We start from the raw sequence: 14,150 nt of genomic DNA on the forward strand, positions 1-14,150 counted from the left end.
CCCGCTCGCCCGGTGCTCGGGTCCGTGGGCCGGTGTGGGTACCGGACGGTGTGCTCGTGTCCTGGTGGTGACTCGCTGTACCCATGTCCTGGCAGGCCCAGCGCGACAACGGTACGCCGGTCCAGTCCGGCGCGGAACGGCTCCCCGCGTGACCTGGGCCACCCGCGGGGACAGCCCGCCCAAGCCGGACCGGGCCTGCCCGTCCGGCGGGAGCCGCAGGCTCCGACCCACCACCCGGCGTTCCCGAGGCCGCAGCTCGGCTCACTGGGTTTCGACACGCTCGCTAGCGCTCGCTGCTCAACCAGCGGGGGCGCCGGCTCACTGGGTTTCGACACGCTCGCCAGCGCTCGCTGCTCAACCAGCGGGAGCGCCGGCTCACGGGGTTTCGACACGCTCGCCAGCGCTCGCTGCTCAACCAGCGGGAGCGCCGGCTCACGGGGTTTCGACACGCTCGCCAGCGCTCGCTGCTCAACCAGCGGGAGCGCCGGCTCACGGGGTTTCGACACGCTCGCCAGCGCTCGCTGCTCAACCAGCGGGAGCGCCGGCTCACGGGGTTTCGACACGCTCAGGCAGCGGGCGGGGCAAGGTCAGCGGCGCTGGGGGCCCACGTCGAGGGGGCGGGGCGCACGCGGCAGCCACTCGTGGGTGACGTGGTCGACGATGTGGGTGCCGGCGGGCGCCTCGATCCGGACGACGCCGGCGGGCACGGTCCCCTCACGCAGGGCGTTGAAGACCTCCCACTCGCGCCGCTTGCGCTTGTTGCGCCACGACGTCGCGAAGGAGTCCGGGTCCGTCCAGTGGGCGAACTCGTCGCCGTCGAGGTACTTCAGCTCCACGCACAGCCCGAACGGCAGCCCGATCGACCGCACGTCCTCCGGCGTCGTGCGGATCTCCCACTCGAACGCCTTGGTGTAGACGAAGTCCGGCCCGATCGGGAAGCCCCACTCCTCGGCGTTGCGCAGGCCGAGGTCGAGGTACCCGAGGGAGTCCGAGGCCAGGAAGAGCGGATGCCGCGGCACGCGGACGATCGTCTGCACGTCGCCGACCTGCCAGGACAGGTCCGCGATGGAGACCTCGCCCTCGGTGGTCAGCACCATGTCGCCGTCCCACTTCCAGGAGTAGCGCGTGCCGACCTGCGCGAAGCACCAGTTGTAGAAGTACGACAGCGAGTGCACCGACAGCTCGTGCACGGCCAGGTGCTCGGCGCCGGCGCGGGCGACCGCGAAGGGGTACGACGTCAGGGTGAGCCGGTCCGCCCGGCCGTGCCGCTCGGCGGTCTCCCGGACGACGTCGGGGGTGCCGTCGGTCGAGCCGTTGTCGACCACGAGGACGTGGTCGCAGGCCCGCAGCAGCGGCGGCAGCACGAACGGCAGCGACGGCGCCTCGTCCTTGACCCGCAGCACCGCGGTGGTGCCCGGGCGCAGGCCCTCGGGCCGGGTCCAGGGCCAGGTGATGTCGTAGTCGGTGTGGCCCTCGAGGTTGCTCAGGCCGGTGCGGCCCAGGTGCGCCGTCACGGGCGGGTCTTGCCGACGGCCTTGCGCAGTCCGCGGCGCACCGACGGCGGGATGGCCGCGCGCAGCCCGTGGGGGATCCGGTCCGCGAGGTCACCGGCGGGAGCGGCCGGGGCCCGGCCCGGACGGGCGGCGGGCGCGCGGCCCTTGAGCTCGCGGCGCACCCGCTGCTCGGCGGCGACCACCGAGGAGCGCGAGATGGCCTCGGACTCCTCGTAGAGCTCGACGTACGCCTCGCGCAGCTGGTCGAGGGTGCGGTGCACCTCGGGGGTGTCGCCGCCGGGGTCGGCGAGCTTGTTCAGCTCGGTCCAGGTGTCGGCGGTCAGCTCGTGGAGGCGGCGGGGCAGGCCGAGGTCCTCCAGGGACTGGGTGACCCGGCGCAGGGACGGGTCGACGAAGCGGTGGCCGTCGCGGATCTGCTCGCTGCGCGCGTGCAGGACGTGCTGCAGGCCGAGCGTCTCGCCGGCGTGCATGCAGGTCCGGGTCCAGTCGTCGAGGAGGTCGCCGTACCGCACGAAGACCCGCGCGCTGCCGTCGACCGCTCCGTCGGTCCCGTCCGCGCCGGCCTCCGCGGAGGCGCGGGTGGCGCGCTCGGTGTGCAGCAGCATGTTCAGCCAGGACGCCGCGAGGTGGGCGGAGCCGAGGCGGTTCTTGTAGTAGGTCTGCTTGCTGCCGACGACCTCGGCCGGCGGCCGGAGCATCGTGGCGAAGACCGGGGTGGCGCCGGTGCGCACGGCGGCCACGCGCCACAGCGAGAGGAACCACGCCAGGCGCGGGTCCTTGACGACCAGCTCGCTGCTGACGGCGAAGTGCGACTCCAGCCACTCGGCGGTGGTGATCCGCTCCTTCTCCCGGGTGGAGACCCGGCCGGTCTCGAACCACGCGTCGGGGCGGGAGTCGCTCACCTGCACGCCGGCCTCCTTGAGGAGGCGGTCGTGGTGCTCGACGGCCCACGCCGGCTCGCCGAACCCCTTGGGGTTGGTCTCGTCGGCCACGACCTCCGGCTGCGGCACGTGCAGGCCGAGGATCTGCATCAGGCCGGCCATCGTGCTGGTGCCGCTGCGTCCGGCACCGGCGACGAACAGCACCTTGCGCGGGTAGTCGGTGGGGTCGACGGCCGAGGGGTCCACGGGCGGCTGCGCTGCGGGGGCACTCACGACCGAGGAGCCTATCGCTCACTACTGTCGGGCCATGCAGCTGCGACCGTGGGCACGTCGGACGGGCGCCCGCTCACGGGTCAGCGTGGTCGTCCCGGTCTACCGCGTCGAGCAGTACGTCGCCGCGTGCCTGGACAGCGTGCTGGCGCAGGCGTCCCGGGGCCTCGACCTCGAGGTGGTCGTCGTCGACGACGGCTCCCCCGACGCATCCGGCGCGATCGCGGACGCCTACGCCGAGCGGGACCCGCGGGTCCGCGTCGTGCACACCGGCAACCACGGCCTCGGTGCCGCGCGCAACGAGGGGCTGCGCCACGTGACCGGCGACCTGGTGACGTTCGCGGACTCCGACGACGTCGTGCCGCCCGGGGCGTACGCGACCCTGCTGCGGCACCTGCAGCGCACCGACAGCGACTTCGTGACCGGGTCGGTGGCCCGGTGGGAGGACGGCGGGCTGGCCGAGCCGCCGTGGATGCGCCGCCTGCACGCCACCCGGGAGGCGCTGACCATCGAGGAGCACCCGGAGCTCCTCGGGGACGTCTTCGCGTGGAACAAGCTGTTCCGCCGGGACTTCTGGGAGGGCGCTGGCCTGGCGTGGCCCGAGGGCGTGCGCTACGAGGACCAGCCGACGACGACCGACGCCTACCTGCGCGCCCGGCGGTTCGGCGTGGTGCCCGAGGTGGTCTACCACTGGCGGATCCGCCACGACGGCACCTCGATCACCCAGCAGCGCTCCTCCCTGGAGGACCTGCGCGACCGCTGGGCGACCAAGCGGATGGCGCTGGCCAGCGTCGAGGCGCACGGCTCGGAGGCCGTGACCCGCGTCTTCCGCGACCGGGTGCTGGCCGGCGACCTGCACCGCTACTTCGACGAGATCCCCGGCTGCCCCGACGCGTGGTGGGAGCTGCTCCACGCCGGCGTGGTCGAGCTGTACAGCGCTCGGTCGCTGACCCACTCGGGCCTGACGCCGGCGTACCGGCTCGTCGGGTGGCTGGTCGAGCAGGGCCGGCGCGAGGACGCGGCGGCGGTCGTGTCGCACCTGCGCGCGCTGGACGGCCCGCTGCCGCGGGTGCAGACGCCGACAGGGCCGCGGCTGGACGTGCCGGTCATCGACCTGCGCACCGTCGCACCCGCGGCCCTGGAGCTGCGTCCGCACGAGGCCTAGAGCAGGCCCTCCTGCTCGAGGAAGTCGCGGGCGACGTCCTCGGGCTTCTCGCGGTCGACGGCCACGCGACCGTTGAGCTCGGTGAGGTTCTCGGTGGTGAGCGCGGCCATCAGCGCGTTGAGCACCTCCTCGACGTCGGGGTGCTCCTCGAGGAAGTCGGTCGAGACGGCCGGCACGAGGTTCTGGGCCGGCTGGATCTGCTTGTCGTCCTCGAGGACGACCAGGCCCTGGGACTCCAGGGTGCCGTCGGTGGTGCTGGTGAGGCCGAGCTGCGACTCCCCGTCGAGCACCGACTGGTAGGTCTGGTCGCTGGCGAAGCCGAGCGGGAGCACCTTGGTGACGTCGATGCCGTACTCGTCGACCAGCCCGCCCTCGCAGTCCAGGCGGCCCTCGCAGTCCGGTGCGGCGGCCAGCGTGACCGACTCGCCCTCCAGGTCGGAGAGCTTCGTGACGCCGTTCTCCTCGGCGTACTCCTGGGTCACGAAGAACGCGTTGGTGTCGGTGGCCTCGGAGACGTCGAGCAGCGTGATGCCCTGCTCCTCGAGGAGGTCGGCCCCCTCCTCGGCGAGCTCGTCGCCGTCGCCGGCGGTGAACGGCTCGGCCTTGTCGCCCAGCTTGCGGGCGTTGAGCTCGTTGACGATGCCGCCGACGTACTCCGGCACGACGTCGACGTCGCCGGGGAAGGTCTCGATGTAGACGCTGCGGGAGTCGACCAGGCGCACGGTCGGGTCGTAGCCGGCGTCCTCGAGGAGCTGCTCGTACATCGAGGCGACGAGGGTCGCCTCCGGGAAGTTCTGGCCGGAGATGCTGACCGGGCCGCCGGCGGTCGCCGCCGGCGTCGAGTCGTCCTCGGCGGGGTCCTCGGCGAGGTCGTCGCCGGCGCACCCGGCGAGGAGGAGGGATCCCGCCGCGAGGGCGGCGGCGAGTGGGCGTCGTACCTGCATGCTGGTGTTCCTTCTGTGTCCCGCGGCGCTGCTCACCGCGCGTGTCCGGATGGAGCAGGCCTCACCCGGCCGGGTGGTGCCCGGTCGACACAGTAGCCACGGGGTCCCGACGGTCCCGGGCGACGAGCCGCTGGAGGGTGGCCGCGAGCAGCTCCAGGACCAGCGCGACGAGAGCGACGACGACGGCGCCGGCGATGCCCTGGCCGTACTGGCTGCGGTAGAAGCCATCGGTGATCACCCGGCCCAGGCCCGGCCCGGCGACGAGCGCGGCGATGGTCGCGGTGGCCCAGACCTGCACGAGCGCGAGGCGCACGCCGGAGAGCACGAGCGGCAGCGCGAGCGGGAGCTCGACCCGCCAGAACCGCTGGGCGCCGGTCATCCCCATGCCCGTGGCGGCCTCGGTGACGTCGCCCGGGACCTCGCGGACCGCGACGTAGCCGTTGGTGATGATCGGCGGCAGCGCGAAGAGGGTGAGGGCGAGCAGGGTGGCGATGCCGGCCCGGCCGTAGGGCCCGAAGGAGTCGGTGCCGGGCCAGTCGAGGGTGACCAGCAGCGCCAGGAGCGCGAACGTCGGCACCGCCCGCCCGACGTTGGAGACGTTGACCGCGAGGAACCCGCCGCGGCCGAGGTGGCCCAGGCCGAGCGCCACCGGCAGGCCCACCAGGAGGGCGAGGAGCAGTGCGGTCGCCGTGAGCAGCAGCTGCTGGCCCAGCAGCTCGAGCATGCCGCCCTCGCCGGTCCAGCTGGAGGCGGCGAGGAGGTGGTCCCAGGCGTCGCGGAGCACCCGCATCAGTGGGCACCCCCGACCCGGGTCCACGGCGTGAGCAGCCGCTGGGCCACCACGATCAGCGCGTCCAGCGCGAAGGCGATGACCACGCAGAGCACGGCCGCGGTCAGCAGCTCGGCCCGGAAGTTCGTGGTCACGCCGTCGCGGATCAGGTTGCCGAGCCCGCCGTGCGACACCAGCGACCCGACGGTCGTGAGGGCCACGGTCGACACCGTCGCCACCCGCAGTCCGGCCATCACGACCGGCAGCGCGAGCGGCAGCTCGATCCGCACGAGCATCCGGCCGGCGCCGTACCCCAGGCCGCGGGCGGACTCGCGCACCTCGGCCGGGACCGCGCGGAGGCCCTCGAGGAAGGCCCGCACCAGCACGGTGAGCGCGTAGAGCGCGAGACCGATGACCACCGTGGTCATCGTCAGCCCGGTGAAGGGCACGAGCAGCGGGAAGAGCGCGATCGAGGGCACCGTGTAGAGGCCGGTGCTGAGCCCCAGCACCGTCGACTCCAGCCGAGGCAGCCGCCGGGCCAGCAGCGCCAGCGGAACGGCGATCACGACGCCCAGACCGACCGCCAGCACGGTGATCAGCAGGTGCTCGCTCGCGGCGTCCAGGATCTCCTCGCGCCGGTCGCTGACGTAGTCGAGGCAGAACCACTCGTTGGTCAGCCGGCTGTAGCAGCTCGGCTCGACCGCAGGCGCCGACGCGGCCACCCCCAGTACTGTCACGCGCATGGACGCTACCGGGCCTGCGGGCGGGACGGCGATGATCCGGCTCTCGGGTGTCGGGAAGACCTACGGCGACGGCACGGTCGCCGTGCAGTCGCTCGACCTCGACGTCGCCGCCGGCGAGCTGCTCTGCCTGGTCGGCCCCTCGGGGTGCGGCAAGTCGACGACCCTGAAGATGATCAACCGGCTGATCGAGCCCAGCACCGGCCGCATCGAGATCGACGGCCGCGACGTCACCGGCGAGGACCCGGTGCGGCTGCGCCGGAGCATCGGCTACGTCATCCAGCAGGTGGGCCTCTTCCCCCACCAGAAGATCCTCACCAACGTGATGACGGTGCCGCTGTTGTACGGCGAGTCGAGGGCCACCGCGCGGGCGCGCGCCGGCGAGCTGATGGAGCTCGTTGGGCTCGACCCGGCGACGTACGCCGACCGCTACCCCCACCAGCTCTCCGGCGGCCAGCGCCAGCGCGTCGGCGTGGCCCGGGCGCTCGCGGCGAACCCGCCGGTGCTGCTGATGGACGAGCCGTTCGGCGCGGTCGACCCGGTGGTGCGGGTGCGGCTGCAGGACGAGTTCCTGCGGCTCCAGCGCGAGCTCGGCAAGACCGTCGTGCTGGTCACCCACGACATCGACGAGGCGGTGCGGATGGGCGACCGGGTCGCCGTCTTCGCCGCCGGCGGCCGGCTCGCCCAGCACGCGACGCCGGCCGAGCTGCTCGCCCGGCCGGCCGACGACTTCGTGGCCGACTTCGTCGGCTCCGAGCGCGGGCTCCGGCGGCTCACGGTCACGCCGGTCGACCCCGAGCACCTCGAGCCGATCGACGGCGTCCGCCTCGGCGACCTCGGTGCCGCGATCGAGGTGGGCGCCACGCTCGAGGAGGCGCTCGCGGCCATGCTGCGCAGCGACCACGGCATGGTCGCCGTGCGCCGCGGGCCGGAGATGCTCGGCGTGCTCACCCCCGCCGGCGTCCACCGGGCGCTGCGGGCCTCCTTGGCCTGACCCCGAGCGCCTGCGTGGCGGCGCCGGGTCAGCCGACGGGGACGTCGCGGTGCCAGGACTCGGTGACGTACTTCGTCACCCAGCCCATGGAGGTGTAGAGACCGTCGGCGCCCGTGGAGGAGTCGGCGTCGACCTCGAGCCCCACGCGGTCGCGCCCGCGGGCGGCGGCGTCGGCGATGATCGTGCGCAGCAGGCCCTTGGCCACGCCGCGGCCGCGGGCGGCCTCGAGGACGCCGAGGTACTCGACGTACGAGCCGTCGGGGCCGCCGCCGGAGCTCTCGGAGACCGCACCGACGAGGGTGCCGACCGGCGTGCGGCCGCCGTCCTCGACCAGCTCGGCGAGCCACCAGTGGTCCCAGCGGTGGCCGGGGTCCTCACGGAGGCGGTGGACGAACTCCTCGAAGGTCTCCTCGTGGTGGTTGAAGTGGTCGACGAACGCGCCCTCGAGCACCTCGTGCACCTTGCGGAGGTCCTCGGCGTCCGGCATGCCGCCCTCGGGCGCGCGGCGGACCCGGCGGAAGACCACGCCCCGGTCCTCCCAGCGCGCGGGCTCCGGGACGAGGTCCGCTTCGTCGGAGACCACCGGGCGGCTCATCTGCCACCAGGTGCGCACGCGCTCGAAGCCGGCGTCGGCGAGCCACTTGTGCTGGCGCTCGTCGTCGGCGAACGCGCCGGTGTCGATCTGCTGCGACTCCAGGCCGCGCGCCGCTCCGAGCACCTTGGCCTGGCCCACGGCCCACTCGAACAGCACGTCGGAGCAGGCCTTCGCGACCCGCTCGGGCAGGTCGCGCTCGACGACGTGCACGAAGAGCATCCGGCCGGCGGCCCGGTCGTGGGCGCTGCCCCAGGCGCGGATCTCGCCGTCGGCGTCGCGGACGACGACGTTCTGGCGGGTCCGCAGGCCGTGCTCGGAGACCTCGACGAGGACGTCGTCGACCCCTGCTCCGGCCCACCCGCGACCGTGCCGCTCGTGGGCTCGCAGCAGGTGGGTGAGCCGCGCGACGTCGAACCGGTCGGCCGGGTCGGGGCTCCCGACCGCCCATCCGCTCGGGAGCTCCGGCGCCTCCGCCACGAGCTCCTCGGGGTCGTTCTCGAACCGGGAGTCCTCAGGGATCACGAAGGAGAAGTCTCCCCGGAGCGGGGTGGGGCAAACCCCGGGCCGGTGTGGCGAACCACGCGTCGTCCGCGGGTCAGGCGCGCTTGCGCAGCGACTCGGCGCTCTGCCAAGCCGCGGTCACGACCTCGAGCTCGGCACGGAGGACGTCGACCTCCTGCTCGAGCTCGGCCATCCGCACGATCGCCTCGGCCGCGCGCTCCTCGGCGGCGTCGAGGTCCGCGGCCAGGTCGGCGCGGGCCCGGTCGGCGGCGTCCGCGCGGCGCGCCTCGGCGCCCACCTTGAGGGTCGCGTCGGCGACCCGCTGCTGCGCGGCGGTCAGCCCCTGCTCGAGGTCGGCGATGCTCGCCTCGCGCTCGGCGATGCGCCGCTCGACGGTCTCGACGTACGCCGCGTGCTCGGCGGCACGGTCGTCGCTCATCCGGCGGTAGGCCTGCGCCTGCTCGGCACGGTCGCGGGCGGCGTCGCGCCGGGACTGGGCGAGCTCGGCGTGGGTGATCCTGGTGGCGGCCGCACCGAGGGCGACGGCGAGGACGGCCGCGGCGGCGGTCAGCGCCCACGAGCCGGTCGCCAGGGCCGCGGCGACGAGGACCGCGCTGAGGACGAGCAGCCCCACGGCGACGGTCAGCCGCGTCGAGCGCTGCCGACGACGCGAGGCGGACGTGACCGGTGTTGCTGCTGGGGTTGCCATGTCGAGCAGGTTAGGGCGCCGGGTCGTCGGACCGGACGCGACACGCTCGCTCCAGCAGCAACGCGGCGATCGCCACACCGGCGCCGGCGAGCGCGGCAGCGGCTGAGCGCCACGCGCGCTGCTCGGCGAGCTCGGCCGGCACGCCGATCCACGACACGGCGTACCCGAGGTAGCCGCCGGCCACGAGCGCGCCGACGTACGCGCACGCGCGAGCCAGCACCAACCGGTTGACCGCCTGCTGCGGGTCGAGCCGCTCGCGGCGCACGTGCACCTGGCGGTGCGTCACCCAGGCGGTCGCGCCGAGGATCGCCACGACGAGCAGCAGCGCGAGCGGCTGGGCCCAGGTGATGATCGGCGCGGTGCCGTACCTGTCCGCGACCGGGTGCACGAGCCACCCGCCGACCAGCCCGGCGATCGCCCACCCCGTGAGGGCGGCGGGCGAGGTGGGCCGCAGGGTCCCGCCCGGCTCCTCCCCCGGCGGACCGGGGGTGCCGAGCGGGTCGCTCACTCGACCTCGAGCCGCAGGTCCTCGCGCACGGCGATGCCGTCGGTGCCGATGCCGGCCAGGAGCTCGCTGATCGGCCCGCGGCCGGGGATCTCGGCGTCCGGCTCGAGGTCGAACCACGGCTTGAGCACGAAGGCCCGCTCGTGCGCGCGGGGGTGCGGCAGCTGCAGGCTCGGCTCGTCGCTGCGGCGGTCGCCCACGACGATGAGGTCGACGTCCAGGGTGCGCGGTGCGTTCGGGACCTCGCCGCGCTCGCGCTCGAAGGCGTCCTCGATCGCCAGCGCGCGGTCCATCAGGCGCGTGGCGGCGAGTGTGGTGTCGATGAGGACGACGGCGTTGAGGTACGTCTTCGCGTCGGCCGGGGAGTCCACCGGCTCGGTCTCGTAGACCGGCGAGACGGAGGTGACCCACACGTCGGGGGTGTCGGCGATCGCGTTGACCGCTCCCTGGAGGCTCGCCATCCGCTCGCCGAGGTTCGACCCCAGGGCCAGGACCGCACGGCGGATCGGGCGCATCTCCCCGGTGAGGGTGTCCGCGTCGATGATGTGCGGGTTGGGGGTCTCAGTCACGGGTGGCCCTCCGAGTGATGGTGAGTGCGACGTCGGCGAACGTCGCGTCGACGGGTGCGTCCGGCTTGTGCACCGTGACCCGCGCCCACTCGACCTTGGCGTCCGCGAGGCAGACGTCCGCGATCCGCTGGGCGAGGGTCTCGATCAGGTCGACCGGATCCTGCTGCACGGCGGTCGTGACCGCCGCGACGAGACTTCCGTAGTCCACGGTGTCGTGCAAGTCGTCACTCGCGGCCGCGGGAGCGGTGTCGACGCCGAGCGTCAGGTCGACGACGAACGTCTGCCCGTCGCGTCGCTCGAAGTCGAAGACCCCGTGGTGGCCCCAGCACTCGATGCCGGTGACGGAGATCTCGTCGGTCATGGCCCCTCCTCGGGTCGTGGACGGTGCAGCGCCTCGGCCACCGCGAGGGCGTCCCGGGCGGCTCGGACGTCGTGCACCCGGACGCCCCACACGCCCTGCTGGGCGAGGTGGGCGACGACGGCGGTGTGCGCGTGCTCGCGCTCCTCGACCGGCCGCGGGTCGCCGGCGTCGCCGGCGAGCAGGCGTCCGAGGAACGACTTGCGGCTGGCCCCGACCAGGACCGGCTGGCCCAGGGCGGTGATCGGGTCGAGGTCGCGCAGCAGCTCCCAGTTGTGCTCGCCGCGCTTGGCGAAGCCGAGCCCCGGGTCCAGGACGACGCGGGAGGGGTCGATGCCGGCGGCCAGGACGGCCTCCAGCCGCTCGGCCAGCTCCGCCGCGACCGTGCCGACCACGCCGCCGGGCCCGTCGTACGTCGCGAAGTCGGCCATCCGGGTGCTGTGGGCGCGCCAGTGCATGGCGACGTACACCGCGTCCGCAGCGGCCGTCACCGCGAGGATCCGCGGGTCGGCGAGGCCGCCGGAGACGTCGTTGACGATCGTCGCGCCCGCCTCGAGCGCGGCCTCGGCGACCTCGGCGCGCATGGTGTCGACCGAGACGACCGCCTCGCGGGCGAGCTCGCGGATGACCGGGACGACCCGGTCGAGCTCCTCGGAGACCAGCGGCCGGGTCGCGCCGGGTCGGGTGGACTCGCCGCCGATGTCGAGGACGTCGGCACCGTCGGCGAGCAGCCGCCGGCCGTGGGCGACGGCGGCGTCGGGCTCGACATACCGGCCGCCGTCGGAGAAGGAGTCGGGCGTGACGTTGACGATCCCCATGACGCGGGGCCGGCCGAGCGGGACGAACAGCCCGCCGACCGCCGACGCCGGGCGCGGGCCCGGAACGGGAGTGGCCACCGGTGCCCTCAGCGGGTGCCGCCGCGGATGAGCGACATCGCCTCGGCACGCGTCGCGGGCTCGGTGAGGAAGCTGCCGCGGACCGCGGAGGTGATGGTGCGCGCGCCGGCCTTGCGCACGCCGCGCATGGTCATGCACAAGTGCTCGGCCTCGATCACGACGATGACCCCCCGGGCCTCGAGGATCGAGACGAGCGCGTCGGCGACCTGCGTGGTCAACCGCTCCTGCACCTGCGGGCGGCGGCTGTAGACGTCGACGAGCCGGGCCAGCTTGGACAGGCCGGTGATCTTGCCCGACTCCGCCGGGATGTAGCCGACGTGCGCGACGCCGGTGAACGGCACCAGGTGGTGCTCGCACATCGACCACAGCTCGATGTCGCGGACCAGCACCATCTCCTCGTGACCGAGGTCGAAGGTGGTGGAGAGGACGTCCTCGGGCCGCATCCGCAGCCCGGCGGTCACCTCGGCGTACGCACGGGCGACCCGGGCCGGGGTCTCGAGCAGCCCCTCGCGGTCGGGGTCCTCCCCGATCGCGATGAGCAGCTCGCGGACGGCCGCCTCGGCGCGGGCCTGGTCGAACGCGGGGACCTCGGAGGGGTCACGCTCGACCTGGCTCACCCGGTCGGTCATGCCGGCCCGCCGGGGTAGGGACCCGGGGACGGCGGCGCGGGCGGGTCGACGGGGCCGATCGGCCCCGCGCCGGGGCCGCCGTGGACGTCGCCGCCGGGCCCGGGCGGGGTCACGATGGACCCGCCCTCACCACCGGCGGGCACGGTCCCGTTGGCCTTGGCCCGGTCGCGGATCTCCTGCGGGATCTCGATCGGCGGGATCGCGGAGGGGTTGCGGGTGGGCGAGCCGGTCCATGCCGGTCGCGGCGAGCGGCGACGCAGGGGCTCGAAGATCCGGGCGACCTCGGCCTTGTCCAGCGTCTCCTTGTCGAGGAGGGCCAGGACCAGCGCGTCGAGGACGTCGCGGTTCTCCTCGAGGATGTCGAAGGCCTCCTGGTGCGCGGCGGCGAGGAACTGCTTGGTCTCCTCGTCGACGATCGCGGCGACGTCCTCGGAGTAGTTGCGCGAGTGGCCCATGTCGCGACCGAGGAACGGCTCGCCCTGGGTCTCGCCGAGCTTGATCGCGCCGAGCCGCTCGGTCATGCCGTACTGGGTGACCATCGCGCGGGCGAGCGAGGTCGCCTTCTCGATGTCGTTGCCGGCACCGGTGGTCGGGTCGTGGAAGACCATCTCCTCGGCCGCCCGGCCGCCCAGCATGTAGGCGAGCTTGTCGAGCATCTCCGAGCGGGTCTGCGAGTACTTGTCCTCGTCCGGCAGCACCATCGTGTAGCCGAGGGCCCGGCCGCGCGGGAGGATCGTGATCTTGTGGACCGGGTCGGTGCCCGGGAGCGCCGCCGCGACGAGGGCGTGGCCGCCCTCGTGGTAGGCGGTGATGAGCTTCTCCTTCTCGCTCATCAGCCGGGTACGGCGCTGCGGACCGGCGATGACGCGGTCGATGGCCTCGTCCAGCGCCTGGTCGGTGATCAGCTTCTGGCTGCTGCGGGCGGTCAGCAGGGCGGCCTCGTTGAGCACGTTGGCCAGGTCGGCGCCGGTGAAGCCCGGCGTGCGCCGTGCGACCGAGAGCAGGTCGATGTCCGGGGACATCGGCTTGCCGCGGCTGTGGACCTGCAGGATCTGGTGGCGGCCGGCGAGGTCGGGGGCGTCGACCTGGATCTGGCGGTCGAAGCGGCCCGGGCGCAGCAGGGCCGGGTCGAGCACGTCGGGGCGGTTGGTCGCGGCGATGAGGATGACGCCGCCGCGGACGTCGAAGCCGTCCATCTCCACCAGCAGCTGGTTGAGCGTCTGCTCACGCTCGTCGTGGCCGCCGCCCATGCCGGCGCCGCGGTGGCGGCCGACGGCGTCGATCTCGTCGATGAAGACGATCGCCGGGGCGTTCTCCTTGGCCTGCTCGAAGAGGTCCCGGACGCGGCTGGCGCCGACGCCGACGAACATCTCGACGAAGTCGGAGCCGGAGATGGAGTAGAACGGCACGCCCGCCTCGCCGGCGACCGCGCGGGCGAGCAGCGTCTTGCCGGTGCCCGGCGGACCGTAGAGCAGGACGCCCTTGGGGATCTTCGCGCCGACGGCCTGGAACTTCGCCGGCTCCTGGAGGAACTCCTTGATCTCGCCGAGCTCCTCGATGGCCTCCTCGGCGCCGGCGACGTCGCTGAACGTCGTCTTCGGCATGTCTTTCGAGATCAGCTTGGCGCGGCTCTTGGCGAACTGCATGACGCCGCGGCCGCCGCCGCCCTGCACCTGGTTCATGAGGAACAGGAAGAGCAGGATGATGAGCGCGAACGGCAGGAGCGTCGCGAGGATCGAGCCGAGCAGGCTGGGCTGGGGGTTCTCGGAGTTCGACTTCTCGATGGTGCCCTCGGCGCGCTGCTCGTCGACGGCGTCGATGATGTCGGTCTGCTGACCCAGCACGTAGTGGGTCATCACCTTCTCGCCGTCGTCGCGGACGCCGTCGTCGAGCGTGGCCTCGATCTTCTGGTCACCGTCGATGAACGTGATCTCCTGGACGTCGCCGTTGGCGATGTACTCCTCCATCTGGGAGGTGTCGATCTCGTCGTACCCGCCGCTGGGCGCGAGGTACTGCAGGGCCAGCAGGACGCCGACCACGGCGACCACGATCCAGATCCAAGGACCCTTGAATATCCGCTTCACAGGCTTCTTCCGACGCTCGTCTTGAAC

General features: G+C 73.5%; 15 protein-coding genes. 2 read left to right on the forward strand and 13 right to left on the reverse strand.

Annotated elements, in window-relative coordinates; all coding sequences use genetic code 11:
- Positions 1–587: 587 nt before the first annotated feature.
- Positions 588–1,514 carry a glycosyltransferase family A protein gene (locus QWY28_RS02490; protein ID WP_300950717.1) on the reverse strand — a complete coding sequence of 309 codons (927 nt, stop codon included), beginning with the start codon at positions 1,512–1,514 and terminating at the stop codon, positions 588–590.
- On the reverse strand, positions 1,511–2,668 hold the full coding sequence (locus QWY28_RS02495; RefSeq protein ID WP_300950718.1) for a sulfotransferase family protein: 1,158 nt from the start codon (positions 2,666–2,668) through the stop codon (positions 1,511–1,513). The genes QWY28_RS02490 and QWY28_RS02495 overlap by 4 nt, the downstream gene beginning before the upstream one ends.
- Before the next feature lie 34 nt (positions 2,669–2,702).
- Between QWY28_RS02495 and QWY28_RS02500 the strand changes: the two genes are divergently transcribed.
- On the forward strand, positions 2,703–3,830 hold the full coding sequence (locus QWY28_RS02500) for a glycosyltransferase family 2 protein (RefSeq protein ID WP_300950719.1): 1,128 nt from the start codon (positions 2,703–2,705) through the stop codon (positions 3,828–3,830).
- Here the strand turns inward: QWY28_RS02500 and QWY28_RS02505 are convergent.
- The 3 genes from QWY28_RS02505 to QWY28_RS02515 all read right to left on the reverse strand — a co-directional run bounded on the left by QWY28_RS02505 (position 3,827) and on the right by QWY28_RS02515 (position 6,280).
- Positions 3,827–4,774, reverse strand: a complete 948-nt coding sequence (locus QWY28_RS02505) for an ABC transporter substrate-binding protein (RefSeq protein ID WP_300950720.1) — start codon at positions 4,772–4,774, stop codon at positions 3,827–3,829. The genes QWY28_RS02500 and QWY28_RS02505 overlap by 4 nt on opposite strands.
- 61 nt (positions 4,775–4,835) lie before the next feature.
- Entirely contained in the window at positions 4,836–5,564 is a 729-nt protein-coding gene (locus QWY28_RS02510) for an ABC transporter permease (RefSeq protein ID WP_300950721.1), read from the reverse strand.
- Entirely contained in the window at positions 5,564–6,280 is a 717-nt protein-coding gene (locus tag QWY28_RS02515) for an ABC transporter permease (RefSeq protein ID WP_300950722.1), read from the reverse strand. Before QWY28_RS02515 ends, QWY28_RS02510 begins: the two co-directional genes overlap by 1 nt.
- A 4-nt stretch (positions 6,281–6,284) precedes the next feature.
- Between QWY28_RS02515 and QWY28_RS02520 the strand changes: the two genes are divergently transcribed.
- Entirely contained in the window at positions 6,285–7,277 is a 993-nt protein-coding gene (locus QWY28_RS02520; protein ID WP_300950723.1) for an ABC transporter ATP-binding protein, read from the forward strand.
- 28 nt (positions 7,278–7,305) lie between these two features.
- Here QWY28_RS02520 and QWY28_RS02525 read toward each other — a convergent pair whose 3' ends face one another.
- The 8 genes from QWY28_RS02525 to ftsH form a co-directional block, all read right to left on the reverse strand.
- Positions 7,306–8,394 (reverse strand): GNAT family N-acetyltransferase, encoded by a 1,089-nt coding sequence (locus tag QWY28_RS02525; protein WP_300950724.1) that lies wholly within the window; start codon positions 8,392–8,394, stop codon positions 7,306–7,308.
- Positions 8,395–8,467: 73 nt separating this feature from the next.
- Complete coding sequence (locus QWY28_RS02530; protein ID WP_300950725.1) at positions 8,468–9,082, reverse strand: hypothetical protein; 615 nt, start codon at positions 9,080–9,082, stop codon at positions 8,468–8,470.
- A gap of 10 nt (positions 9,083–9,092) precedes the next feature.
- The gene (locus QWY28_RS02535) at positions 9,093–9,590 is read right to left on the reverse strand and encodes a DUF3180 domain-containing protein (protein WP_300950726.1); all 498 of its coding nucleotides are present in this window, start codon (positions 9,588–9,590) and stop codon (positions 9,093–9,095) included.
- Entirely contained in the window at positions 9,587–10,156 is a 570-nt protein-coding gene (gene folK, locus QWY28_RS02540) for a 2-amino-4-hydroxy-6-hydroxymethyldihydropteridine diphosphokinase (RefSeq protein WP_300950727.1), read from the reverse strand. The genes QWY28_RS02535 and folK overlap by 4 nt, the downstream gene beginning before the upstream one ends.
- The gene (folB, locus tag QWY28_RS02545; RefSeq protein WP_300950728.1) at positions 10,149–10,517 is read right to left on the reverse strand and encodes a dihydroneopterin aldolase; all 369 of its coding nucleotides are present in this window, start codon (positions 10,515–10,517) and stop codon (positions 10,149–10,151) included. The genes folK and folB overlap by 8 nt, the downstream gene beginning before the upstream one ends.
- Positions 10,514–11,410: a dihydropteroate synthase gene (folP, locus tag QWY28_RS02550; RefSeq protein ID WP_439117219.1), complete on the reverse strand. Its 897-nt coding sequence runs from the start codon at positions 11,408–11,410 to the stop codon at positions 10,514–10,516. The genes folB and folP overlap by 4 nt, the downstream gene beginning before the upstream one ends.
- An 8-nt stretch (positions 11,411–11,418) precedes the next feature.
- The gene (folE, locus tag QWY28_RS02555; RefSeq protein WP_300950729.1) at positions 11,419–12,039 is read right to left on the reverse strand and encodes a GTP cyclohydrolase I FolE; all 621 of its coding nucleotides are present in this window, start codon (positions 12,037–12,039) and stop codon (positions 11,419–11,421) included.
- Positions 12,036–14,123, reverse strand: a complete 2,088-nt coding sequence (gene ftsH / locus QWY28_RS02560; RefSeq protein ID WP_300950730.1) for an ATP-dependent zinc metalloprotease FtsH — start codon at positions 14,121–14,123, stop codon at positions 12,036–12,038. Before ftsH ends, folE begins: the two co-directional genes overlap by 4 nt.
- Positions 14,124–14,150: the final 27 nt, after the last annotated feature.

It is taken from the genome of Nocardioides oceani (assembly GCF_030412965.1).
Taxonomy (GTDB): Bacteria; Actinomycetota; Actinomycetes; order Propionibacteriales; family Nocardioidaceae; genus Nocardioides; species Nocardioides oceani.